21 protein-coding genes and 1 pseudogene are annotated in these 22,255 nt (G+C 66.1%); 13 read left to right on the forward strand and 9 right to left on the reverse strand.

The genetic code is table 11. The annotated features are described in order from the left end of the window. Positions 1 to 398: 398 nt before the first annotated feature. Positions 399 to 1,187, forward strand: coding sequence for a hypothetical protein (locus AB7O82_RS20990; protein ID WP_428554909.1), 789 nt, complete (start codon positions 399 to 401; stop codon positions 1,185 to 1,187). Positions 1,188 to 1,192: 5 nt separating this feature from the next. Here AB7O82_RS20990 and AB7O82_RS20995 read toward each other — a convergent pair whose 3' ends face one another. After that, positions 1,193 to 1,444, reverse strand: a complete 252-nt coding sequence (locus tag AB7O82_RS20995; protein WP_428554912.1) for a hypothetical protein — start codon at positions 1,442 to 1,444, stop codon at positions 1,193 to 1,195. Here AB7O82_RS20995 and AB7O82_RS21000 point away from each other — a divergent pair. Together AB7O82_RS21000 and AB7O82_RS21005 are read left to right on the forward strand one after the other, a co-directional pair. After that, a complete protein-coding gene (locus AB7O82_RS21000; protein ID WP_428554915.1) occupies positions 1,443 to 1,721 on the forward strand; it encodes a type IV toxin-antitoxin system AbiEi family antitoxin domain-containing protein in 279 nt (92 codons plus the stop codon). The two genes, AB7O82_RS20995 and AB7O82_RS21000, sit on opposite strands and share 2 nt — an antisense overlap. Continuing rightward, positions 1,711 to 1,948 (forward strand): annotated as a pseudogene (locus AB7O82_RS21005) (nucleotidyl transferase AbiEii/AbiGii toxin family protein); the annotation flags it as partial. The gene AB7O82_RS21000 and the pseudogene AB7O82_RS21005, both read left to right, overlap by 11 nt. A 118-nt stretch (positions 1,949 to 2,066) precedes the next feature. On the opposite strand, the gene AB7O82_RS21010 reads toward AB7O82_RS21005, so the two are convergent. From AB7O82_RS21010 to AB7O82_RS21020, 3 genes are all read right to left on the reverse strand, one after another. Continuing rightward, a complete protein-coding gene (locus AB7O82_RS21010; RefSeq protein ID WP_428620080.1) occupies positions 2,067 to 3,047 on the reverse strand; it encodes a glycosyltransferase in 981 nt (326 codons plus the stop codon). A gap of 165 nt (positions 3,048 to 3,212) precedes the next feature. Continuing rightward, on the reverse strand, positions 3,213 to 4,349 hold the full coding sequence (locus AB7O82_RS21015; RefSeq protein ID WP_428554927.1) for a site-specific DNA-methyltransferase: 1,137 nt from the start codon (positions 4,347 to 4,349) through the stop codon (positions 3,213 to 3,215). A gap of 13 nt (positions 4,350 to 4,362) precedes the next feature. Beyond that, positions 4,363 to 5,037, reverse strand: a complete 675-nt coding sequence (locus tag AB7O82_RS21020; RefSeq protein ID WP_428554921.1) for a ribonuclease HII — start codon at positions 5,035 to 5,037, stop codon at positions 4,363 to 4,365. Positions 5,038 to 5,067: 30 nt separating this feature from the next. Here AB7O82_RS21020 and AB7O82_RS21025 point away from each other — a divergent pair, with 30 nt between their 5' ends. Both AB7O82_RS21025 and AB7O82_RS21030 read left to right on the forward strand, forming a co-directional pair. After that, complete coding sequence (locus AB7O82_RS21025) at positions 5,068 to 5,340, forward strand: nucleotidyltransferase family protein (RefSeq protein ID WP_428554924.1); 273 nt, start codon at positions 5,068 to 5,070, stop codon at positions 5,338 to 5,340. Between the two features lie 43 nt (positions 5,341 to 5,383). After that, the gene (locus AB7O82_RS21030; RefSeq protein WP_428620081.1) at positions 5,384 to 5,854 is read left to right on the forward strand and encodes a hypothetical protein; all 471 of its coding nucleotides are present in this window, start codon (positions 5,384 to 5,386) and stop codon (positions 5,852 to 5,854) included. Between the two features lie 837 nt (positions 5,855 to 6,691). Here the strand turns inward: AB7O82_RS21030 and AB7O82_RS21035 are convergent. Then, positions 6,692 to 6,832: a hypothetical protein gene (locus tag AB7O82_RS21035; RefSeq protein ID WP_428556066.1), complete on the reverse strand. Its 141-nt coding sequence runs from the start codon at positions 6,830 to 6,832 to the stop codon at positions 6,692 to 6,694. Positions 6,833 to 6,904: 72 nt separating this feature from the next. Here AB7O82_RS21035 and AB7O82_RS21040 point away from each other — a divergent pair, with 72 nt between their 5' ends. Next, positions 6,905 to 7,405, forward strand: coding sequence for a nucleotidyltransferase family protein (locus AB7O82_RS21040; protein WP_428556069.1), 501 nt, complete (start codon positions 6,905 to 6,907; stop codon positions 7,403 to 7,405). Between the two features lie 389 nt (positions 7,406 to 7,794). Here the strand turns inward: AB7O82_RS21040 and AB7O82_RS21045 are convergent, their stop codons facing one another. After that, complete coding sequence (locus tag AB7O82_RS21045; RefSeq protein WP_428556072.1) at positions 7,795 to 8,631, reverse strand: class II glutamine amidotransferase; 837 nt, start codon at positions 8,629 to 8,631, stop codon at positions 7,795 to 7,797. 588 nt (positions 8,632 to 9,219) lie between these two features. Between AB7O82_RS21045 and AB7O82_RS21050 the strand changes: the two genes are divergently transcribed. The 4 genes from AB7O82_RS21050 to AB7O82_RS21065 all read left to right on the forward strand — a co-directional run bounded on the left by AB7O82_RS21050 (position 9,220) and on the right by AB7O82_RS21065 (position 11,277). Continuing rightward, the gene (locus AB7O82_RS21050; RefSeq protein WP_428620083.1) at positions 9,220 to 9,537 is read left to right on the forward strand and encodes a hypothetical protein; all 318 of its coding nucleotides are present in this window, start codon (positions 9,220 to 9,222) and stop codon (positions 9,535 to 9,537) included. A gap of 276 nt (positions 9,538 to 9,813) precedes the next feature. Then, positions 9,814 to 9,996 carry a hypothetical protein gene (locus AB7O82_RS21055; RefSeq protein ID WP_428620085.1) on the forward strand — a complete coding sequence of 61 codons (183 nt, stop codon included), beginning with the start codon at positions 9,814 to 9,816 and terminating at the stop codon, positions 9,994 to 9,996. A gap of 1 nt (position 9,997) precedes the next feature. Then, positions 9,998 to 10,774, forward strand: a complete 777-nt coding sequence (locus tag AB7O82_RS21060; protein WP_428620087.1) for a TSUP family transporter — start codon at positions 9,998 to 10,000, stop codon at positions 10,772 to 10,774. Then, positions 10,771 to 11,277: a hypothetical protein gene (locus AB7O82_RS21065; protein ID WP_428620088.1), complete on the forward strand. Its 507-nt coding sequence runs from the start codon at positions 10,771 to 10,773 to the stop codon at positions 11,275 to 11,277. Before AB7O82_RS21060 ends, AB7O82_RS21065 begins: the two co-directional genes overlap by 4 nt. Positions 11,278 to 11,397: 120 nt before the next feature. Here AB7O82_RS21065 and AB7O82_RS21070 read toward each other — a convergent pair whose 3' ends face one another. Further along, positions 11,398 to 11,619 carry a hypothetical protein gene (locus AB7O82_RS21070; protein WP_428620089.1) on the reverse strand — a complete coding sequence of 74 codons (222 nt, stop codon included), beginning with the start codon at positions 11,617 to 11,619 and terminating at the stop codon, positions 11,398 to 11,400. 119 nt (positions 11,620 to 11,738) lie between these two features. On the opposite strand from AB7O82_RS21070, the gene AB7O82_RS21075 reads away from it, so the two are divergent. Then, complete coding sequence (locus tag AB7O82_RS21075) at positions 11,739 to 12,230, forward strand: hypothetical protein (RefSeq protein ID WP_428620091.1); 492 nt, start codon at positions 11,739 to 11,741, stop codon at positions 12,228 to 12,230. A gap of 40 nt (positions 12,231 to 12,270) precedes the next feature. Here AB7O82_RS21075 and AB7O82_RS21080 read toward each other — a convergent pair whose 3' ends face one another. Beyond that, complete coding sequence (locus tag AB7O82_RS21080; RefSeq protein WP_428620093.1) at positions 12,271 to 16,095, reverse strand: BTAD domain-containing putative transcriptional regulator; 3,825 nt, start codon at positions 16,093 to 16,095, stop codon at positions 12,271 to 12,273. 112 nt (positions 16,096 to 16,207) lie between these two features. Further along, the gene (locus AB7O82_RS21085; protein ID WP_428620095.1) at positions 16,208 to 20,251 is read right to left on the reverse strand and encodes a BTAD domain-containing putative transcriptional regulator; all 4,044 of its coding nucleotides are present in this window, start codon (positions 20,249 to 20,251) and stop codon (positions 16,208 to 16,210) included. A gap of 121 nt (positions 20,252 to 20,372) precedes the next feature. Here AB7O82_RS21085 and AB7O82_RS21090 point away from each other — a divergent pair, with 121 nt between their 5' ends. Both AB7O82_RS21090 and AB7O82_RS21095 read left to right on the forward strand, forming a co-directional pair. Then, entirely contained in the window at positions 20,373 to 21,299 is a 927-nt protein-coding gene (locus AB7O82_RS21090; RefSeq protein ID WP_428551506.1) for an aminotransferase class IV, read from the forward strand. Between the two features lie 45 nt (positions 21,300 to 21,344). Further along, positions 21,345 to 22,175, forward strand: a complete 831-nt coding sequence (locus AB7O82_RS21095; RefSeq protein WP_428620097.1) for an FkbM family methyltransferase — start codon at positions 21,345 to 21,347, stop codon at positions 22,173 to 22,175. Positions 22,176 to 22,255 lie beyond the last annotated feature (80 nt).

A 22,255-nucleotide genomic window follows, 5' to 3' on the forward strand; every position in this document is an offset into this window, starting at 1 on the left:
GCAACGAGTCGTCGCCCGCCTCTGCCCACGCTAGCCGGGATTTGCGTGACGTCAACCCGGTCCAGCAGAGTTCCGGCACGAACCACCCCGATCCGGTCCAGGTGCCGCGGTTGACCTACAAATCTAGATTGTAGGACGGCGCCACACCCTCGAAAGGGCAACCCGCATCTCCTTTCCGTTCCAAAGGGACGAATCGGCGGGGACGGTGGATTCCCAGCGCGTAGAGGCCTCCATCCGGCGCTTTCCATCTCGGGGCCGATGCTCCAGCGTGGCGCTCTTGTCGTTCACGAACAAACTCGCTCTATGATCTCGCTATGGGGCGACTGAAGTTGGGGGACCAAGTGCCTGTCGGTTGCAGAGCCGGGTTGGTGATTCTTGCCGCCTGCAGTTTGTCGAGCATGAGCGTCGTGACCAGGCCGGCGTCGGCACAAGGCTACAACGTCGGCGACAGCGTACAGTGCGACGGCTCACAGATCGGCAGGTTCGAAAGCGGTCGCGTGGTCGCGATCATCCCGAGACCGGGATGGCCCGATCCTTTCTACGAAGTGCAGCCGGACCACGGCGGCACGTCCTACAAGTGCCTGGTCAAGTTCATGCGTTCTGGAGGCGGGGCGGCAGCGGGCGTACCGGCTGCGCCGCCGGGACCGGCCGCACAAGGGGTCCCGGCGGCCCCTCCGGCCTCGGGAGCACCGGCGCCGAACGCACCCGCACCGGCCGCCGACGCGGCGAGCGCGCTTTGCGTTTCGGGAACGAAGGTCGAAGCGGCGGTTGGCATCACCTGGTACACCGCGACGGTGACCGGCCCTCCGACCGCGAACGGCCGCTGTCCGGTTCGCCGCGACAACTACGACGACATCACCGTCGCCATGGACTCGCTGCGGCCGCCGGGTTCGGGCCCCGCCCACACGATCCCGAAGCCGGCCGGCACGCCGGCGTCGCCTGGGCAGGCGGCACCGGACGGCGTCTATGCCTGCGGCCAGATGACGGGCATGGGAACGGCCATGGCAGCCGCCGGCCATGTCGACGTGCGCGGCGGTGTGCCGACCTTCCGCAGCGGCCTGCCCGCCGGCTGGATGATGCGCCAGATCCGGTACGAGGGCACCGACGGCCGCGGCCGGCCGAAGATCGTCGTCGACTACACCAGCAAGGGCGGTTTCAACGACCGGCTCGACTGCTTTCCTGAATGAGCCTTCTACGACAGCAGCCGGGTTGACCTTCCCTGCGCCGCGATGAGCTTCGCGGCCTTCCGGTCGAAGGAAACGAAGGTCTGTGCGCCCAACCAGCTTCCTTCATAGGCGATCGCACCGTCGGCAAAATCGCCTCCAGCCTCGAGCATGTCCAATCCCGCTTCCGCTGCCGGACGATTGACGACGACATTGGCGCTGTCGATCAGGCGGCGGACCGTGGCGGCAATCTCCCCTACGGAGTGCCCGTACCCTCCCATGCGCTTCGTCCGCTTCCGCGCGCCGATGCTCGCCGAAGGAGTCGAGCACCATCCCATCGAGGGCGTGCGCGTCCCCGTCTTCAATGCCCCCAAGTCGGTGGTCGACTGCTTTCGGTACAGGAACAAGATCGGCCTGGACGTGGCGCTCGAAGGCCTTCGCGAGGGGCTGCGTCGTCGCAGCTTCACCATCGACCAGCTCTGGCATCACGCCAGAGCGGGCCGTGCCTGGTCGGTGATGCAGCCTTATGTCGAGGCGATGGCCGCCGATGGCGCGTGAGCTTCGCAATGTCGGCGCATCGGTGCGGGCCCGCTTGCTCGATCGAACCAGACGAGACGGTTCCGATTTCCAGAACCTGCTGACGCGCTATGCGCTCAAGCGGTTGCTCTACAGGCTCGGCATCTCGCCCGATCGCGAGCGTTTCGTCCTCAAAGGGCGCGATGCTGCTCGTGGCTTGGCTGAATGATCCCTTCCGTCCGACCGGCGACCTCGATCTGCTCGGCTTCGTAGCAGATCTGCACATGTTCTCTCTGCCGCCGTTGAACGGTTTCGATAAGCCGCATCGCTGGAGCGCCGGTGGGCCGTGGGTCAGACCGGCGCCATGACCACGTCCGCGCCTCTACCTCACACAATTGCCCGTCTCAGCTTGAAAACTCGTGATACAGGATCAGCATACCGAACTTCGCACGCCCAGGCACAAGACGGCGCCGGCGTTTCACCGCCGCCGCCGTCCGCGGCGCAAGTGCTACGAAGTGCCTCGTCAACGCCGCTTCGGCCAAGGAGCGGCTGGAGGCCGCGGCTGATATCTTCGGCGGCAAATCCGTCGAAGAAATGCACGATCGCCGCGACGTCGGAGAATATCGACGCCGGTGTGCACAGCACCGGGCGGCCGGACGCCAGGCCAACCCGCACCGCGGCCGAGCTCGAATCCATGCCGCTGCGATAGGGAAAGACGACGACGTCGGACGCGCTCAGCAGCTCCGCACTCTCGTCATCGGAAAGAAAGCGCGTCTCGAGCACCACGTGATCGCGCACGCCGCGGTCCATGGCGACCCGTTCGCAGGTTGCCAGGCAGTCCTGTGATATCGGATGCGGATACATCGCGTTCGCCAGCAGCAGCCTGGCGTCCGGGCGCACCGGACGCAGCATGCTGAACGCCTCGATGAGCGTGTCGATCCCCTTTGCCGGAAGCATGAAGCCATACGTGCCGATGACGAAGCTGTCCTGCGGGATGCCCAACCTGGCGCGCACCGACTTGCCGTCGTGCGCGACGATGTCGGGGAAGCCATGCGCCAACATCTCGACGTTGGCCGACAGGCCGAAGGTCCGCAGTCGTTCGACGTCGGCGTCGCAATGGACGAGGATTCGCTGAACCGTCGCCAGCGCCGCGCGCATACGCGACGAAACAGGCCTGCCCGACAGGTCCGCCCCATCCGTTGCATGCGCCACGACGATGACTTGCGTGCCGATGAGATGGCAGAGCACGGAACCCGCGTTGATACCCCAGCAGCGGACTACGTTGCCGCCATCAGGTCCCAGCACCTCATCGTCGTACGAGGCGAGAATCGTCCAGTCGAACCGATCAGCGTCGAAATGGTTGAGCAAATGGCGCGAATATTCGGCGACGCCGCATCTGCAGTTCCATGTCGAGAACCAGCCGACCTTCGTCCTGGCCCGAGATTCGACTCCCAAGTTGCAACTCCCGCACTGCGCGCCGTCGTCCCCAAGTCGTACGACGAGTCTACAGCGAGTCTACAATGCCCGACGAGTCTACAGCGCCGCCCTCACCTTCGCGCGCAGCTCGTCGATCGGCCGGCGTGTGCCCTCCCGCTCGTAGTGCCAGTAGGTCCAGCCGTTGCAGGCCTCGGCGCCCTGCACCAGGGCGCCGACCTTGTGGATCGAGCCGCGATGGCCGCCCGCCTCCGCCGAGGCGAACAGCGAGCCGTCGGCGCAGACGCTGGCCTGAACGCGGCCGCGCGAGTCGGTCAGCACAGCGCCCGGCTCGAGCAGCCCGGCCTCGATCAGGGTGCCGAAGGGAATGCGCGGCTCGGCGCGCTTGCCGGCCAGCGGCAGGACGAACTGCCGCGCGAGCGGCCGCACCCGGGCGATACGCGCGCGCGCAGCATCGGCGTAGGAGCGTTCGCGCTCCAGGCCAATGAAGTGCCGGCCGAGCCGCCGCGCCGTCGCGCCGGTGGTGCCGGTGCCGAAGAACGGATCGAGGATGATGTCGCCGGGATTGGAGGCCGCCAGGATGCAGCGATGCAGCAGCGCCTCCGGCTTCTGCGTCGGATGGAGCTTGCGGCCCTCGGCATCCGTCAGGCGCTCCGGCCCGGTGCAGAGCGGCAGCAGCCAGTCCGAGCGCATCTGCAGGTCCTCGTTCATCGCCTTCAGCGAATCGTAGTTGAACGTGGCGCGGCTCTTCTGGTCGCGCGCCGCCCAGATCAGGGTCTCGTGCGCGTTGGTGAAGCGCTTGCCGCGGAAGTTCGGCATCGGGTTGGTCTTGAGCCAGATGACGTCGTTCAGCAGCCAGTACCCCAGATCCTGCAGCGCCGTGCCGATGCGGAAGATGTTGTGATAGCTGCCGATCACCCACAGCGTGCCGTTAGGCTTCAGCAGGCGCCGCGCCGCCGTGAGCCAGGCACGCGTGAAAGTATCGTAAGTTGCGAAGTCGGCGAACTTGTCCCAGTCGTCGTCGACCGCGTCGACGTGGCTGGTGTTTTCCGGCCGCAGCAAGTCGTTCTTGAGCTGCAGATTGTACGGCGGATCGGCGAACACCATGTCGACCGACGCTTCGGGCAGGCCGTTCATCAGCTCAACGCAGTCGCCGACCAGGATGCGGTCTATCTCCGGATTGGAACCGGATGAATTATCCACCGGAATGTTGTCGGAAAGTTCCTGCAATATCAGTTGATTGTCTGATTTATCCACCGTCGTCGCCTACCTTGTCCACGTAATCCAGAAGGGGCAGTCCCGAAGCGCGCAGCTTGAGCGGTGCGAAGCTCATTCGGTGATGCGGTGTCGGGCCGAGCCGGTCGATGGCCTCGAGGTGCTCGCGGCTGCCGTAGCCGCGGTTGGTCTCCCAGCCATAGCCGGGAAATTCCTCCGCCAGCTGCGCCATATAGCGATCGCGCGTGACCTTGGCGAAGATCGATGCCGCGGCAATGGAGTAGGACCGGGCGTCGCCGCCGACGATCGTCTGGGCGCTGCAGCCCAGCGCCGGCGGCACCCGATCGCCGTCGATCAGCACCATGTCGGGCGGCACCATGCCGGGCGCCGCCGCCAGCGCCTGCAGGGCGCGCCGCATGGCGAGGTATGTCGCCTGCAGGATGTTGACGCGATCGATCTCCTCGACGCTCGCCTCGCCGACGGCGAACTGGACGATGCCCGAGGCCACCATGGCGTCGTAGGCCATCTCGCGCGCCTCTTCCTCGAGCTTCTTGGAATCGTCGATCAGCCGCAGCAGCTTGCGCTTGGCCACGGCGCGGTCGATCACGGCGACAGCGGCGACCACCGGCCCGGCCAGCGGACCGCGGCCAGCCTCGTCGATGCCGGCCACACGGCCCGCACAATCCCGTTCGAAGCGAAAGCTCGGCATATCCCCTGCCGGTGTCCCTACACTGCCCGCATGACCTCGATTGCCGCCATCATCACCCAGGACCCTGTGGCTATGATACAGCTTCGTGCGGTGCGCGAGCTGGCGCTGCCCGACTGGTGCATCGCCGCGGGATTCGTGCGCAATCGGGTGTGGGACCACCTGCACGGCATCGTGCCGGCCCGCGAGCCTGTGGATATCGACTGCTGTTCGATGCCAGCGATCCTGGAGGATGGCGCGGATCACTGCCTTCAGCCCGCCAGGAGCTACACTCATAGGTTTAAGGGACTGTCCGCTTGCACTTGAGACTTGCCTAATCGGATACGACCGGGCAGCCTGCCATCCGATATTGAACCGCCCGAACGCTGGTGCGGAGCGGCCACCGACAGAGATTCGGCGCCTCTTCGAAGGACAATCCGACTGGAAGCTCGTCGTTACCGACATGGGGCGCGATCCGTTGAAGACGCCCACCATCCCGGCTTCTTCGATCCCTGACATCCGCCGCCGGGTCGAGGAGACTCGGGCTTTGATGATTCAGGGGCAGCCACGAGCTGCCTTTGTCATGGCGTGGTCCTTGTTGGAGGCGGCCCTTCATCGGATCGACAGCGAGAAAGGAGCCCGGCCCCGTACCCCTGGAACGGTGGTGGAGACCTTGGCAATGCTTGGCCGCATCGACCCGACCCTCGAGCGGAGAGTTCGTCCTCTGATCGAGCTGCGCAACCGCGTCGTCCATGGCGACTTGCAGGTGGAGCCATCGGCTGACGACGTGCGGTCGGTCTTGTCCGCCGTCGAGCAATCGCTGGCGAGCGAAGCGGGCTAGCCCGGATTTCTCCGGCATCAGGTAGCACCTAGCGCACGATTACGGGGCGCCCGAGAGCGAAGTCTTCAATGCTCATTGTTTTGACGCTCATACAGGCCCGCAACTGGCGGCGGACGTTTTCGGCGTTTTGCTCGTTGGCTTCGAAACTGGCCCGAGCGGCATCAGCACCCGCCCAAGAGGCGGCGGCATTGGGGGCGAGGGTGAGAAAAACGAACGCCGCCTGTCCGACCTGACCCCCTTCCGGCTGTAGCCGCTCGGATGAGTACCGACAACGGGCCGACGAATGCCGCGCCAAGGCCGCCACCGCCACGGACGATCACGTCCGCCGAATGGCTCTGCAAGACGCCGATACTTGGGAGCGGATGGCTAAGCGGGAGGATGCGAACAAACTGCCGCCGCCCGTGCCGCCCGAGCGTAATCGTCATCGGGCAATAGCGCCAAACTGTACCACTACCCCTGCTTCCCACTAGGCTTCGTCCAAAGCCGTACAGCAACCTCCATGCGACCCCATGCATTCCTACGTTGACCGCACGGTCCGGAAGGGGCGGTCGTTCTTGGGATGCCGAACCCGCCTTTGCACGCAATGCCCGATGGCGGACTTCGGCGCGCGGGGGCTCGTGCCCCATGTCGCCCGCGCAGGAAGGGCCGCTTGTCACCCCACGGCGGCCCTTCTTTTTCGCGGAATTGGACGCAACGTCCACCGGGGGCGCCGTTACATCGAGGCCGCCAGCCCCATCCATGTTCCGTTGGTGGTGGAGCCCGTGGTTGCCCCAATCTGATCAATTGGCTGTGGCCCGGGCTCCTTTTGGGTGCCTTTGCTACCTGATACCGGATTTCTCAAAGGTAGGGCAGCTTGCGCTTGGCCACGGCGCGGTCGATCACGGCCGCGACCACCGGCCCGGCCAGCGGACCGCGGGCGGTCTCGTCGATACCGGCCACCCGGCCCGCGCAGTCCCATTCGAAGCGAAAGCTCGGCATATCCCCTGCCGGTGTCCCTACACTGCTCGCATGACCTCGATTGCCGCCATCATCACCCAGGACCCTGTGGCTATGATACAGCTTCGTGCGGTGCGCACGCTGGCACTGCCCGACTGGTGCATCGCCGCGGGATTCGTGCGCAATCGGGTATGGGACCACCTGCACGGCATCGTGCCGGCCCGCGAGCCCGTGGATATCGACGTGCTCTACTTCGATGCCGGCGATCTCTCCAGGGAGCGCGAGAGCGAGCACGAGCGACGTCTCGCCGTCCTGCTGCCCGGACTGCCCTGGCAGGTCCGCAACCAGGCGCGCATGCATGTGTGGAAGGAGCTGCCGCCGCATCGCGACACGGCGGACGCGATGATCCACTGGCTGGAGACGGTGACGGCCGTCGGCGTGCGCCTGGAGGATGACGAGTCTCTCACCGTCGTGGCACCGCTCGGCACCGACGATCTGCTCGGCCTGCGCTGTCGGCCGACGGCGTTCGGCCGCACGCGCCTGGACGAGTACGAGGCGCGCATCGCCGCCAAGCGCTGGCGCGAGATGTGGCCCAGGGTGCGGTTCCTGGAGTGAGGGTGGGCAGTACCGGATCAGCGACACCGGTGCTCATCTCGTGCCGAGCGTGGCGACTGCCGCTTCCGCAAGTTGCTCCACGGGCAACGCTGCATCGAGGCGCAGGATCGGCGCCGTCAGATCTTTCAGCCATGCCTCGTGAAGAACCCGGCTTCGCTGTTCCAGTCGTCACGGCCGAGATCATCGAGATCGCGCCGGGCCGCGCCGACGATCGCGTGGCCTTCCTGAGGACGTGATGGCCAGAGCACATTCTGTTCGGCTTGGACAGCCGAACAGAATGTGCCTGCTGCAACAACCGACTGCAGTGCGCGCATTTCCGATCGGGGCGCGCCACGCCAGTGGCGCGCCAATATGGAACCGCAGGCGGTTCCATCCGATCGGAAATCGCTCTAGTGCGGTCCCAGCTGCACCGGCTTTCCCGCCGCCACGACGACGACCTCGCCCTCGGCGAGCGGCGACCAGTCGCCGTGCATCACCGGCACGCTGGCGAGCAGCGCCATTTCCTGCGTCTCGTCCGCTGTCGCCGTATCGGCGTGGATGGTCAGGCCCCGCGCCGTCGATGTGATCTGGCGGGCTTGCGCCCGGGTCGTGTGACGGTGATGGCGCAGCCACAGGCCGGGCGGCGCGACTTTCCCGTCGGCCTGCGTGCGCTTGTGTCCGTGGGCGAACACGTAGTCGCCGTCGCTGTAGAGAAAGTTGGCGATCCCGAGCGGCCGCATCTCGGCGGCGAAGGCTGCCACGACGTCGCGTCGCGCCTCGAGCGACGGGCTCGCGTGACCTGCCCACAGGCCGGCGAGGCGCTCCAGCAAGATGCAGAAGCCTCGTTCGGAATCGGTCTCGCCGACCGGCTGGAAGCGATGCGGCGAGCGGCCGAACAGGGCGTCGATGCCGCCCAAGCCGCCGTTGTGCGCGAACAGATGCATGCGGCCGCCCAACTCGCGCGCGAACGGCTGGGTGTTGGCGTGGCTGTTGCCGCCAACGGTGGCGCGCCGGATGTGCGAGATCAGCATCCTGGTCGGTGGGCCGTAGTTCTCGATGAAGTCGACCCATGGGCTGACGCCGGCCGGCTCCGGCTCCTTGTAGAGGCGTATGTCACGGCCCTCGTGGAAGACCACGCCCCATCCGTCGACGTTGCGTCCATCCGGCGCGCCGTGGGCGGCGAAGTGGCGAAGCGACAGCGTCGTGCGCATCGGGTGACGGCTGGAGAGGCAGAAGAGCTCGCACATGGAGAAACGATAGCATGGGCAGATCCGGCATGCCTGGCGCGACCCTCGATGCCGAGAGGTGGCGGCGATTGCGGCGCGTCGAAACAGGTTCGAGGCTGGGGGTGCGCCACGGCCGAATGGAACATTCCGGCGGAAGCCCTGATTGCACCGCCGCGAACGCGCGGGCGAAGGTCGGCCGCGTACCAGGGAGAGCCTCGAACGCGGAGCTTGTCGGCGGCAATGGCGTCCTCTGGCGTAGAATGGCGCGCCCGAAAGGATTCGAACGCCCAACCTGGGTCAGGACGAAGCCCACGAAGGCGCCGCCTTCCAAATGTCTGCTCGATCAGTTCCGTCCAGTCGGCTTGGCCGCACGCGGTATTCGGCGACAGTTCACCGTGGCCTACCCGGCCGCGACGCGCAAATCTCCGCATTTTCACGCTCGAGTCACGCTGAAATGCGCCGCGTCGTGCTCCAGTCGAAGCTCGCTCATGGTGTTGGTGAGCTTCGACCGTGGGGCATGCGATGCACAATCAGGAGCTTTTACGGGCGCTTTTCGCTCTCGGGGTGCTCGTCGTCTCAGGAGGGGCGAGCTCACGGGACGTTCGCGGTGTGGCACTGCAATTCCTGCAACGCCTCAGCGTTCCATGCCTATCTGTCCTGAAGGTCGACCACACCGACGATCTGGGAGAGGTCGCTACATGCCAGGACGGACGCGAATGGATTTTACTCTGGGTTGAAGGTGAAATTGCGTTTGTTCACCCGCAGACCCGCGAGGCCTACAGGTGGGACCTAAAAGTCTACATGTCACACTCGGAAATCTACCTTGCCCCGAAACCGGTTACACCAGACAAGACGCAGAAGCGTGATGCTCGCCATGGCGAGATGCCCGGCGGGCGTGAAGCTTCCCCGGTCGCCACCTCCCAATGACCCGACCGTTCATGTGCGCAACCGATCATCCTCAACCTCGAAGAGCCACCGGCTCGCGAATGCGGGAAGCGTTTTCGAGGACGGCGGTGCCCGGATGGCAAGGTCCGCCAAGGCGTCGGAGTCGTCCGGCGATGGTGAGGAAGGACGCGTCACCGATGCCCGTCGATAATGGGCTGCGGGACGCATCGCGGCCGATTCAGGCGGCACGGCCGTCGATTTCACGCTCATGTCACGCCCGCGCCCGGGGCCGAGTCACGGCGCTGCGGGATGGTCCCCTTGACCGATCTCGAGGGGACGCCCATGGAAATGGCTCTAGGCATGCTGGCGTTCGCGGTGTTCGTCGTGGCCCAGGTCGCGGCGGTCATCGCGTTGCACGACGGACAGCAGGGGAAGTCGCCGGAACAGGTCGACGCGCGGTTCGAACCCCTGAAGCGGCTCATCCGGAACTCCGGGGGCTGAGATGCTCGCCCACAACGTCGCCCAACTCACGCTGGGCGGAGGCTTCGCCCTCTTCCTGGCACTGGTGACGGCCGGCGCCGCCAAGGGGCTGATCGGCGTCGGCACGCCGATCGTCGCCATGCCGCTGGTCAGCCACATCATCGACCTGCCGGCCGCTGTAGCCCTGCTCTCAATCCCGCTCGTGCTCAGCAATCTCAGGCAGGCCGTCGAGGGCGGTGGCACAGTGACGGCGCTGCGCCAGCTGGCGCCGTTGTTGCTGGGTTTCTGCGTCGGAGTCGTGATTGGCGTGAAGGTGCTGATGTCGTTCGACGATGCCTGGCTGAAGCCGCTGGTCGGCGCGGCCCTGCTGCTCGCCGGCCTCACCGTGCTTTCCAAGCCCGACCTCACCCTCTCGCCTGCGGGCGAACGGGTGGTGGCGCCGATCGCGGGCGCGCTGGGCGGCGTGTTCGGCGGCATCGCCGCGCTCTCTGGCCCGATCGTGTACGTCTATCTGCTGGCGACGTCGCGTGATAAGAACCTGTTCGTCAAGCACGCCTCGCTCTACCTCGTCTTCGCCTCGGCGATGCTCCTGCTGGTAATGAGCAGCTACGCTCTTCTCAGCCTCGCCGACGCCGGCATCTCCCTCATGTCGGTGCTACCGGTCATGGTCGGCATGGCGCTGGGCACCAGGATCCGCCCACACGTGCCGATCAAGGTTTTTCGCCTGCTGATTCTGCTGGTGGTGCTCGCGAGCGCCGCCGGCCTGATCGTGGCGCCACTCCTGCGGCCGCTGGCATGAGAGTCCTCGCCTTCCTCCTTGTCATCGCCGCCCTGGCGGTCGCGCCCGCCGCCTCGGCCGAGCCGCCGACGCCAGCGCGACCTGCCGTGACCGTCGAGACCATCCTGCCGGGGTGCCGCTCGCTGCTCGCCACCGAGGGCGTGCCGACGACGGCCGAGGCCGGCTTCTGCAGCGGCCTGATCGACGGCCTGCTCTATCTCGGCGCGATGATCCCGGCCGACTTCTGTTTCGTCGTGCCGCCCGACATCCCGCACCTTCGCGTCGTCGCCGCAATCGTGGCCGAGATCGAGCCTGTCTACGCGTCGGTCAAGGCGCAGCACTTCCGGGCGTTGGCAATCGACGTCCTGGAGTACAAGTGGCCCTGCTACATCCAGCCCACGACCCTCAGTCGCAAGCAGGCCACAACTTTACGCAAGATCGCGATTGAACTGCAATCAGGCCAGGAAGATGACCAACACCCGCCACCCGGCGGCAGCCCGCCGTCAGTGGCCGGCCTGCTCTAGTAGCGGGGATTGCCCAAATCCCACTTGCCGGACTTGAAGATTGCACTGGGGAATTCGAATCTCTCGATCGAGATGCGAATAGGCCTCGGCGCCATCTGCAACGGCTTCGCGTCTTGTCGGTCACTCGTCCTTAGGAATAATAATGCCGAACTTCTTCTGGATGATCGGGTCGGCCTTCGTCGGCTGAACGCTCTGATACAGCTTATAACCTGCGGCCAATACGACATGAAAGAATTCATGCAAGGCGCACTGCTGTTCAGGTGAAAGGTCTTTGACGTCCGGATCCATACAGCGAATGTTCAAGGATAGAATACCCATCGAGTCGCGCGGTTCTTTCAACATGATGACTTTTCTCCCCCCAGTAGAGCGAAAAGTGTAGATTCTCTCATACGTCGAGGTCAATACACTTGGGCGTAGATATTGGAATGCACGATTCTAAGCCAATCGAGGGAGAGAAAAGCATGACGAACGGAAATAAGCCGCCGCCCATCCCTGACCCCCCATTCAGCCCGCTCGCCATACCTGCGATCGTCGGTACTTTCGCCTATCGATTCAATGGGTATGCCGTGACCCAAGATAAGCCGTTCTACCTGCTCGGTATCGGTCAGCTCAGCATAGACTCATCCGGAAAGATCACCGGCGACCACCAGTCGTCGTCGACTGCACTTCAGGGTCAGGACGCAACGGTGATGACGGGCGAATACACGCTGACTGGCCAAATGACCCTTCAGAGCAATGGTGGAGGCGGAGCCGCGATCCTCTTCCAGAAAAAAAGCGGACAGGGGTTGGATGTCCTGGGGGAATTTTTCGTCCGGTTGGCGGGAAACGTCGATCAATTCTGGATGATGTCGTCGAAGGCGCTTGCCGTGAACAGCAAGGAAGGGGAGATTATTGGAGAGGCCGTCGAATTGGCATCACTCGAAGCCGTTCGCCTGGCATTGCCGAAGCCGTGAGGAACATTCGTCTCCTGCAAAACATGCCGAGCAACCAAGATCAAGCCTTGGAGACCCGGCACCCAGGTGAGCGCTGCGATTCCGGGAGCTTTGCATTCATCAGCCTTTGCAAACTCGCCGCGGCGCGATCGTGAAACCGCTTGGCGCCCATTGCGATGGACAGATCCATGGCCTCGCGGAAATCCTGCTCCGCCTTCGCGGACAATCCCTTTCGCGCGTACAGATCGCCGCGCAATTGCAGGCTTGCGGGACGGAAAAAGAGCTCTTGGGGGTTGAGAGTGAGCGCCTGTTCCGCCGTTCGCTGGCTGTCGTCCAAGAGGCCGCCGAGAAGTTCGGCTTCGGCAAGCCAGGTCATATATACGGTCATGCCGACGCGAGAGCGGGTGCTCGCCATTGCGGCCAGTCCCTCGTGAATTAGCGCGACACCCTCGGCGGGAGCGCCGGAGCCCGCCCTTGCCCGACCCAGCGCAATCCGCGATATCGAGACGAACTGAGGAAAGCCGTGTTCGCGCGACAACTGGATGGAGCTTTCGGCAAACCTTGTAGCGACGAGCAGGTTGTCGGTGAAAACCGCATTGAGTGCCGCCATGTACTGCGCGAACGCCAAGTCGTACGGGCTGTCATTCTCCTGCGCAGCACTCAGTGCCTCATCGATTCGCTGTTGTGACTTGACCTGATCTCCCATGGTCCAGGCCACATTCGCGGCGTTTCCATAGGTTTGAGCCGTCCAACCTGGCTGTTTCCGGAATTCCGGCGATTTGAAGAGGTGCTCGCCGCGTTCGAAATAGTCCTCTGCGGCAAGAAGATTGCCGACGCGATACCAGGCCGTCATCTGGATCATGTGAGCGTGAGCAAGTGAAACCTCGCTACGATCGACCAATGCAAGCTCCATGACCTGATCGGCATGATGCCGTGCGATCTGATAGTCGCCGCTGCTGGACGCAGCCGCCCACATGCCGACAGCCTGGGAAAATTGCTGCGCGATATCGCCGCTTTTCTCGGAGAGGGCGCGCGCCCGCGTCGTCGCTGCGATTGTTTCATGAGCGGAATAGCCACGGGTGATGCGCAATACGTCGGCCAAAGAGCCCTGGAGCGGCAGCTCGAGAGCGTCGCGATCAGACGAGGGAGGCATGGCCAGCAGAAGCGATAGAGCCGCCTGATAGGCTTGCTGCGCCTCGGCAAATGCTCCGCGGCTGCCTGCAAGCTGACCCGCCCTGCGCCAATGGCTGATCGCCTCCACGGCAAGCCCGGCCTCGGCGAAGTGCCCGGCGACAATCTCGGGCTGGCTGTCGGCCAGCGCGGGGAACTGCTCGACCAACGTCTTGGCGATGCTCGCGTGAAGCTGCTTCCGCCGACGCTTGAGCATTGTGACGTAGGCGGCGTCCCGCACCAGCGCGTGCTTGAAAGCGTAGCTGGCATACGGCGCCGATCCGTGCCGGGAGACGAGGCCGGAGGCGGTCAGCCGCTCGAGGGCCGCCTCGAGGACCGAAGGAGGCAGGGTCGATACCGCGGCGATCAGCTCGTGGGAGAACTCCCGCCCGATCACGGCACCGATCACAGCCACGTCCTTGCCCGGACCAAGCCGGTCGAGGCGGGCCACCAGCGAAGCCTGCAGCGTCGTCGGCGTGGCGAACGGCGGCAGCGGTCCGTCGAGAACATAGCGGTCCGACATCTCACGCAGCAGCCCGCTCTCGAGCAGAGTGCTTGTCAGCTCTTCGATGAACAGTGGCACACCATCGGCGTGCACCAGCACCTGGTGGACCACCTCATCAGGCAGCGTCTTGTCCTTGGCGACACCGGCGATAATGCCGGCGCTGTCGCGGCGACCGAGGCGGCTCAACGGCAGCATCGTCACATGCGGCTCACCGACCCAGGCCGGCTGGAACTCGGGCCGGACCGTGACGACCAGCAGCACCGGAAGACTGGCGATGCGCACGACCATGCGATTGAGCAGGTCCTGAGACGTCGGGTCGATCCAGTGGATGTCCTCGAACACGATCAGGGCGGGCCCCTGCGCCGCGACGCCGTCGAGCTGGTCGAGAAATGCCGCGATCGTCATCTCTCCCTTCTGCTGCGGGGTGACCACCGGGGCCGGGTATCGTCCTTCCGCCTGCACTCCCAGCAACTCGGCCAGGAGCGCAACGTCCCGGGACACATTTTTCGCGGCAGGTCCGAGCAAGGCCTCCAGCTTGTCGAGTTTCGCTCCAACATCGCTGCCCGGCTCGAAGCTCGCGGCCTGCTTCAGCTGCTCGATGAACGGATGGAGCGCGCTGTGGCTGTGATGGGGCGAGCAGAAATAGCGAAGGCATACATCCGGCTCCCTGGGGAGCCTGAGCACCAAGCTTTCGGCAATGCGCGACTTGCCAATGCCAGGCTCGCCCGAGAGCAGCACGACCTGGCCCTCGCCCCCTTTGGCCTCCTCCCAGCGCCGCAGCAGCCGCTCGATCTCCTCTCGCCGCCCAACCATAGGGGTCAGCTCGCCGCTGCGCCGAGCCTCGAACCGGCTGATGCCTGTTCTCTCGCCGCGAACCTGCCACGCGTCTACGGGTTGCGCCAGCCCTTCTATCTCGATGGCATCGAGCGCCCGGCAGTCGAACACTCGACCCACCAGCCTGCGCGTGCTGGAAGCGATCACCACCTCGCCAGGCGATGCCACGGCTTGCAGCCGCGCTGCCAAGTCCGGCGCCTCGCCGATCGCAACCAGCGGCCCTGCGCCGCCGGTTCCCAGCAACTCGCCGACGACAACCACGCCCGTGACGATGCCGACGCGCGCCTGCAACCTCGCGCCGGACGCGACACGCAGACTGCGCACCGCCTCGCAGAAGGCGAGACCGGCTCGCACGGCCTGCTCTGGGTCGTGCTCGCGCGCCGCCGGATAGCCGAAATAGACGCGCACGCCGTCGTTTAGATATTGCGCGACGAAGCCGTCGAAGCGCGCTGCCGTCTCTGCGACCAACCTGTGGAAGGCAGTGATCAGATCGCGCATGTCCTCGGGCTCGTGCAGCGCCAAGAAGCCCACGGCGTTCACCATATTGCAGGCGATGATGGTGAGCTGCCGCCGTTCGGGCACGCTCGCAGCAGACGGTGCCTCGGCTGCCGGCGGGACAGTCTCGACCGCGGCGACTTGCGGCTGCGCGCGGTCGAGCCCGGCGACGAGCGCACGAGTCGCCGCGTCGGGTTCGGTCGCGAGCTTGCGTTTCAGCAGCGCCGTAAGATCCTGGTAGTGCTTCAGCGCCTCCGCCTTGCGTCCGGCCGCGACCAGCGCCTGCACGACCAACCGATGCGCGTCCTCGCGCAAGCCGTTGAGGGCGATTGCGCGCCGGCCGGCCTTCAGGGCCTGATCGGCGCGACCGGCCGCGAGTTCCTGTGCGCCGAGCCGCATCAGGGCGCCCAGCACCAGCTCGAGCAGCCGCTCGCGCTCGACGGCCAACCATTCGTTGAAGCCCTCTTCGCGGACGGCGACATCGTCGATCAGTGGACCGCGGTAGAGATCGACCGCTGCGCTGAGCGCCTCGCGGCCGCCCCGGCGGATCAGGGCCTCGAAGCGGACGACGTCGCACTCCACGGCCGCTTCGTCGAGCCAAACCGTCTCGCCGTCGCCCCGTAGCGCGTCCTGGCCGAGCACGCGGCGCAGCCGGGCGAGCGCCTGGCGCAGGTTCTGCTTGGCCTGCGCATCGAAATGCGAGCCCCACAACAGCGTCGAGAGCTTCTCTCGCGACTGTGGCCTGGGTGTCATGCAGGCCAGGTAGGCCAGCAGACCGGCCAGCTTGCCGCCCGCCAGATCGACAACGCCCTCCGGACCGGTAAGTTTGAAGCCCCCCAGCAACGCCAGACCGAACTTCGCGGATGGCACGCCACCCGTCACTGGATTCACCTTGGTCGCACGATGGCGCTCCCTTCGAGGCCGCATTCTACGGCATTTTACCGATTGGAAGCGCCAGTTCTGCCCACCAGCAACCGCCCGCATTTTCCCTGTCTCACTCTTGCGGCCCTGCTACAGTCGGCGCTTCGCGGATCTCATCGAGAAGCTCTCCGGCTTCTTTCAGGTCTGGTGTCGCAAAGCCTTCGGTGAACCAGCCATAAACGGGGGCGAGGAGGTCGCGCGCTTCAGTGCATCGGCCCTCATCGTGGCGGAGTCGAGCGAGGCTTGTCGTGGCGCGCAATTCCCAGAGCTTGGCTCCCTGCCGTTGGGCGATGCTCAGCGCTTTGCGATACTGTTCCTCAGCAGCCTTGGAATGCCCCTGCCGCAGCAGCAACCGACCCTTCTGCCGATGCAACTCGGCGACGAACCAGCGCTCCCCTGTGCGTTCGACGATTTGCATCGCATCGTTCAGGTGAGTCAGTGCCTCCTCGGTTTGTCCGCCGATTTCACAGGCTGCGGCCTGGTAGGCGAAGAAGCGGGGCATCCACATCTGCGACCCGGTGGCCCGGTAAGCTGCCCAACCACGGCGCAGCAGCGAGGCCCCTGCAGCCACATCGCCATTTCTGACTTTGACCCAGCCCCGGTACATCGTTCCCTCGGCACGCCACACGGGAAAACCCTGGTCGATCGCCAACGCGGCGAGCTGGCCCGCCCGCAAATCCAGTAGCGAGTCGTCTCCGATCAGCGAGAGCAGTCTGGTGCCCAGGGTCAAGCCCGTTGCCAAGGTCGGCGGATGTTCCAGCTCGTGGGCCTCGGCAATGGCTGCCTCGCTGTGTGCCAGCGCCTGGTCCGGATAGCCGAGGCAAAAAAGAACAATCCCCAGGAACCCCTGCAACCCGACGTGCAGATGGGTTCCGATCTGACGGACAAGCGAGCGGTGCAAGGTCGGATCATAGACCGTGAGCGCCGTTTCCAGATGCGACCGGGCCAGGGCGAACTCGCCGCAGTACGTCAATGTTCGAGCGGAGCACAGGCGGCCCATCACGAGCCCGACGGGATCCTTGCGCTCGGCGCTCAGACGCAGCAACTCTTCGTCGAGGCGCCGGGCACGCTCGAGCTCGCCGCAAGCCGCGTGATGCAGCGACTGCACGTAGGGAACCTGAAGGAATTCCGAGGGAGATCCCAGCTGATCCCACAGCTCTCGTGCGCGGGCAAAGACACGGCCGGTTTCCGGCGATCCGAGGCCGTTCACGAAACGCAACGCCGCCCCCAGAGAGCTGAGAAGCTCGAGTTCCTGTCGTGGGCGTTCGGAGGTGCCCGGCAACAGAGCCAGCTGGTCGAGTGCCTTTTGGAGCTGCGCAGCCGCCTCGGCCATTGCCGATCGGCCAGCGGACCTCCGCCCGGCCTTGCTCCAATAATCGACGGATTGTTCGACGAGGCCGGCCTCGGTGAGGTGCCGGGCGACGATCTCGGGATTGCTCTCGACCAGCGCGGCAAAGCGTTCGATCAGCGCCTTGGCGATGTCGGCGTGCACCTGGCGACGCCGCCTCCTGAGCATCGTGGCGTAGGCGGCGTCCTGCACCAGCGCGTGCTTGAACGAGTAGGTCGCGTCCGGCGGTATGCCCCGCCGATAGGCGAGGCCGGACGCCACCAGCCGTTCGAGCGCGGCGTCGAGCTCCATCGCGGTCAATGGTGACACCGCAGCGATCAGCTCGTGGGAGAACTCCCGCCCGATCGCGGCGCCGATCACCGCGACATCCCTGGCCGGACCAAGTCGATCGAGGCGGGTCGTCAGCGAGGCCTGGAGCGTCGTCGGTATGGCAAGCGGCAACAAAGGTCCGGTGAGCGCGTAGCCGTCCGACGTCTCGCGCAACAGCCCGCTTTCCATCGTGGTAATCATGAGTTCCTCGATGAACAGCGGCACGCCGTCTGCCCGCGCCAGCACCTGCTCGACGACGGCACCTGGCAGCGCCTTCTCTCTGGCGATGCTCTCGATGAGTCTGGCGCTCTCGCGACGGCCGAGACGGTTCAACGGCAGCGTCGTCACGTGCGGTTGCCCGATCCAGGTCGGCACGAGCTCCGGCCGGAAGGTGATGATCAGCAGCGCCGGCAGGTTGGCGACCCGGGCGACCATGCGATCGAGCAGCTCGAGCGACGTCGGATCGATCCAGTGGGCGTCCTCGAACACGATCAGCACAGGGCCTTGCGCCGCCATGCCGTCAAGCCGATCGAGCAGCGTGGTGAAGATTATCTCGCGCTTCTGCCGCGCGCTCATCGCCGCGGTCGGGTAGCGCAGTTCCGCCGGCACGCCCAGCAGCTCGGCAAGCAGGGATATGTCGCGCGTCGGATTCCTCGAGATTGGCCCGAGCAAGGCCTCCAGCCTGTCGAGCCTCGTCTCGGGACGGCTGCCCGGCTCGAAGCCCGCGGCCCGCTCGAGCTGGCCTATGAACGGGTAGAGGGCACTGTTGGCGTGATGGGGCGAGCAGAAATAGCGCTCCTGCGCCGACAGCTCGCCCTCCAGTCCCGCCAGCAGGCTTTCGGCAATGCGCGACTTGCCAATGCCGGGCTCGCCGGACAGCAGCACGACCCGCCCCTCGCCAGACTTGGCCTGCTGCCAGCGGCGCAGCAGCAGCTCGATCTCCTCCACGCGGCCGACGAACGGCGACAGCACGCCCGACCGCCGCGACTCGAAGCGGCTGACGCCCGCCGTCTCGCCGCCTGCCTCCCACGCTTCCGCGGCCTGCAGCAGGCCTCTCGCCTCGTCTGCGCCGAGCGCGCGGCAGTCGAACATCCTGCCCACCAGCCGATGCGTACCGGCGTCGATCAACACGGCGCCGGGCGCCGCCACGGCCTGCAGCCGCGCCGCGAGGTCCGGTGCCTTGCCGACCGCCATGGCGTGGCCGCCGTTGCCGTCGCCGGGCTGCTCGCCGACGACGACCAGTCCGGTGGCGATGCCGACGCGCGCCTGCAGGGCCACGCCGGACCCGACCCTTAGTCCGCCGATGGCCTCGCACAGGGCGAGACCGGCGCGCACGGCCTGTTCGGTATCGTGCTCGTGCGCCACCGGATAGCCGAAATAGACGCGCACGCCGTCGCCGAGATACTGGGCGACGAACCCGTCGAAGCGCGACACCACCTCGGCGACAGTGTTGTGGAAGGAGGCGATCAGGTCGCGCATGTCCTCGGGATCGAGGAGCGCCGACAAGGCGATCGTGTTCACCATGCCGCAGGCCATCACGGTGAGCTGCCGCCGCTCCGGGTGGGCTGTCGGCGCCGGCGTGTCGTGGCCGACGGATACAGGCTCGGCGATGTCGGCAGCAGTCGATGGTCCGCTCGTCGACTGGGAGACGCGCAGCTCCACGGCAAGCGCTCTCGTCGCCCGACCCGGTTCGGTGGCGAGCTCGCGCTTCAGGAGTGCGGCCAAGTCCTGGTAGTGCTTGAGCGCCTCGGCCTTGCGCCCGGTGGCGGCGAGCGCCTGCATGACCAGCCGATGGGCGTCCTCGCGCAAGCCATCGAGCGCGACGGCGCGACGGGCGGCCTTCAGCGCCGGCTCGCCGCGACCGGCCACCAGCTCCTGCCCGGCCAACCGCACCAGCGCGCCAAGGGCGAGTTCCAGCAATCGCTGGCGTTCTCCCGTCAGCCATTCGTTCCAGCCTTCTTCGCTGATGGCGATGTCGGCGATCAGCGGGCCGCGGTAGAGATCGACCGCCGCACTCAGCGCCTCGCGGCTGCCCTGGCGGATCAGCGCCTCGAACCGGACGACGTCGGTTTCCACGGCTGCCGGATTGAGCCAAACAGTCTCGCCGTCGCCGTGCACGGCGTCCTGACCCAGCATCCGACGCAGCCGGGCGAGCGCCTGGCGCAGGTTCTGCCTGGCCTGCGCGTCGAAGTGCGAGCCCCACAACAGGGTCGACAGCTTCTCGCGCGACTGCGGGCGGGGCGCCGTGCAGGCCAGATAGGCGAGCAGGCCCGCGAGCTTGCCGCTCGCCAGCTCGACAGAGCCGCCCGGACGAGTGAGTTCGAAGTCTCCCAGCAACGCAAGACCAAACCGCGGAGACGGTGCGCCATCGTCGGCCGCACGCCGGATTTGCAAAGATCCCCCCTGCGCTTCTGGAGCCATCCTACACGACCGCGCGACCGTTGCCGAATATCGCGCCACTTTGGCGGAGTAACCTCCGCCGCCAGTGGCGCGCGCCCAGCGCATTCTCATTGGGCGTGGTCAGGGACGGGCGGATGCTGGCATTGTCCCTCCCCGGGCCAATCAACCAGGAGGCGTGGCGATGACCATCGACAACGAGACCGCCGGCATCACGGGAATTGCCTTCATGGACGGACGCTGGGTGCCGCTCGCCGAAGCCTCGGTGCCCATCCTCGACCGCGGCTTCGTGCGCTCCGACGCGACCTACGACGTCGCCCATGTCTGGAAGGGGCGCTTCTTCCGGCTGATGGATCACGTCGAGCGCTTCCAGGCCTCGATGGCCGGGCTGCGCATGTCGCTGCCGTACTCGGCCCGGGAGATCGCCGACATCATGATCCAGTGCGCGAGCCGCACCGGCCTGCGCGACGCCTATGTCCACGTGACCTGCACGCGCGGGCTGCCGCCGCAGGGCACGCGCGATCCACGGCTCTCCCGCAATCGCCTCTATGCCTTCGCCCAGCCCTTCGTCTGGATCGCCGACGAACAGCAGCGCCGCGACGGCTTGCGCATGGTGCTGTCGCACACCCAGCGCATCCCGCCCGAGTCGCTCGACCAGCGGATCAAGAACTTCCACTGGCTCGACCTCACCATGAGCATCTTCGAGGCCTACGACCGCGACGCCACGGTGGCGATCCTGCCGGCGGCCGATGGTTCGATCACCGAGGGGCCGGGCTTCAACGTCTTCGTCGTGAAGGACGGCGTGCTGGCGACGCCGGCGCGCGGTCTGTTCGAGGGCATCACGCGGCGCACCGTGATCGAGATCGCGCGCGATCTGCAACTGCGCTGCGAGGTGCGCGCCGTCCACGCCCGCGAGGTCGCCGAGGCCGGCGAGATCTTCGTCAGCAGCACGGCCGGCGGCATCATGCCGGTCACGCGATACGAGGGGCGCCCGGTCGGCGACGGACGGCCCGGCCCGCTGACCCGCCGCATCGAGGAGCTCTACTGGCGCCGGCACGAGGACGACGCCTGGTGCACGCCGGTGCCCTATGCCGACCAGGCGGCCGCGTAGCGTGTCGCCGCTGCCCAGGCCAGGGAACAGCCGCATGGCCCAGCCGTGACAGAATCCGCCGCATCGACCGCGGATGCGCCGCTCTACCAGAAGGACCATCTGCGCCTGCGCCAGTGCCGGCACGGCATGATGCTCTACAACATCAACGACCGGTTCATCGGCGCGATGCTGGATCGGTACGGCGAGTTCTCGGAGGAGGAGAACGAGATCTTCCGCCAGATCGTGAAGCCGGGCATGACCGTGGTGGAAGCGGGGGCCAATATCGGCGTTCACACGCTGGCGATCGCGCAGGGCGTCGGGCCCTCGGGCCGCGTGCTGGCGTTCGAGCCGCAGCGTTCGGTGTTCCAGATCCTGTGCGCCAACCTGGCCTTGAACGGGCTGGAGCAGGTCGAGCCGCACTGGGCGGCGATGGGCAATGTCGACGGCGTCATCGCCGTGCCGCGGCTCGACAGCGCGCGGCAACAGAATTTCGGTGGCCTTGCGCTCGACCGCCAGCAGACGGGCGACAGCGTGCGCCTGGTCAGAGTGGACAGTCTCGGCCTGCCGGCCTGTCACCTCGTCAAGGTCGACGTCGAGGGTATGGAGCTCGATGTCCTGCGCGGCGCCGCCGACACGATCCGCCGGTGTGTTCCCCTGATCTACACCGAGAACGACCGGCAGGATCGATCGCCGGCGCTGATCGGGCAGCTGCAGGCCCTGGGCTACCGATGCTTCTGGCACCTGCCGCGGTGCATCAGGATGCCGAACTTCCGCGGCAACACCGAGAACACATTCCCGCCCCTGATGTCGTCCAACATGCTGTGCGTCCCCGCGAGCCGCGACATCACGGTGAATGGCCTGCGCGAGGTGATGGGGCCACAGGACTGGTGGCGGTGAGGGGTGGACTCTCATGGCTGGGAGCGCGCCACTCCGATGGCGCTCATGCACTTCATTTGGACCGCGGGCGTCTCGCCCGC

This window comes from Reyranella sp. (genome assembly GCF_050185545.1).
Classification (GTDB): domain Bacteria; phylum Pseudomonadota; class Alphaproteobacteria; order Reyranellales; family Reyranellaceae; genus Reyranella.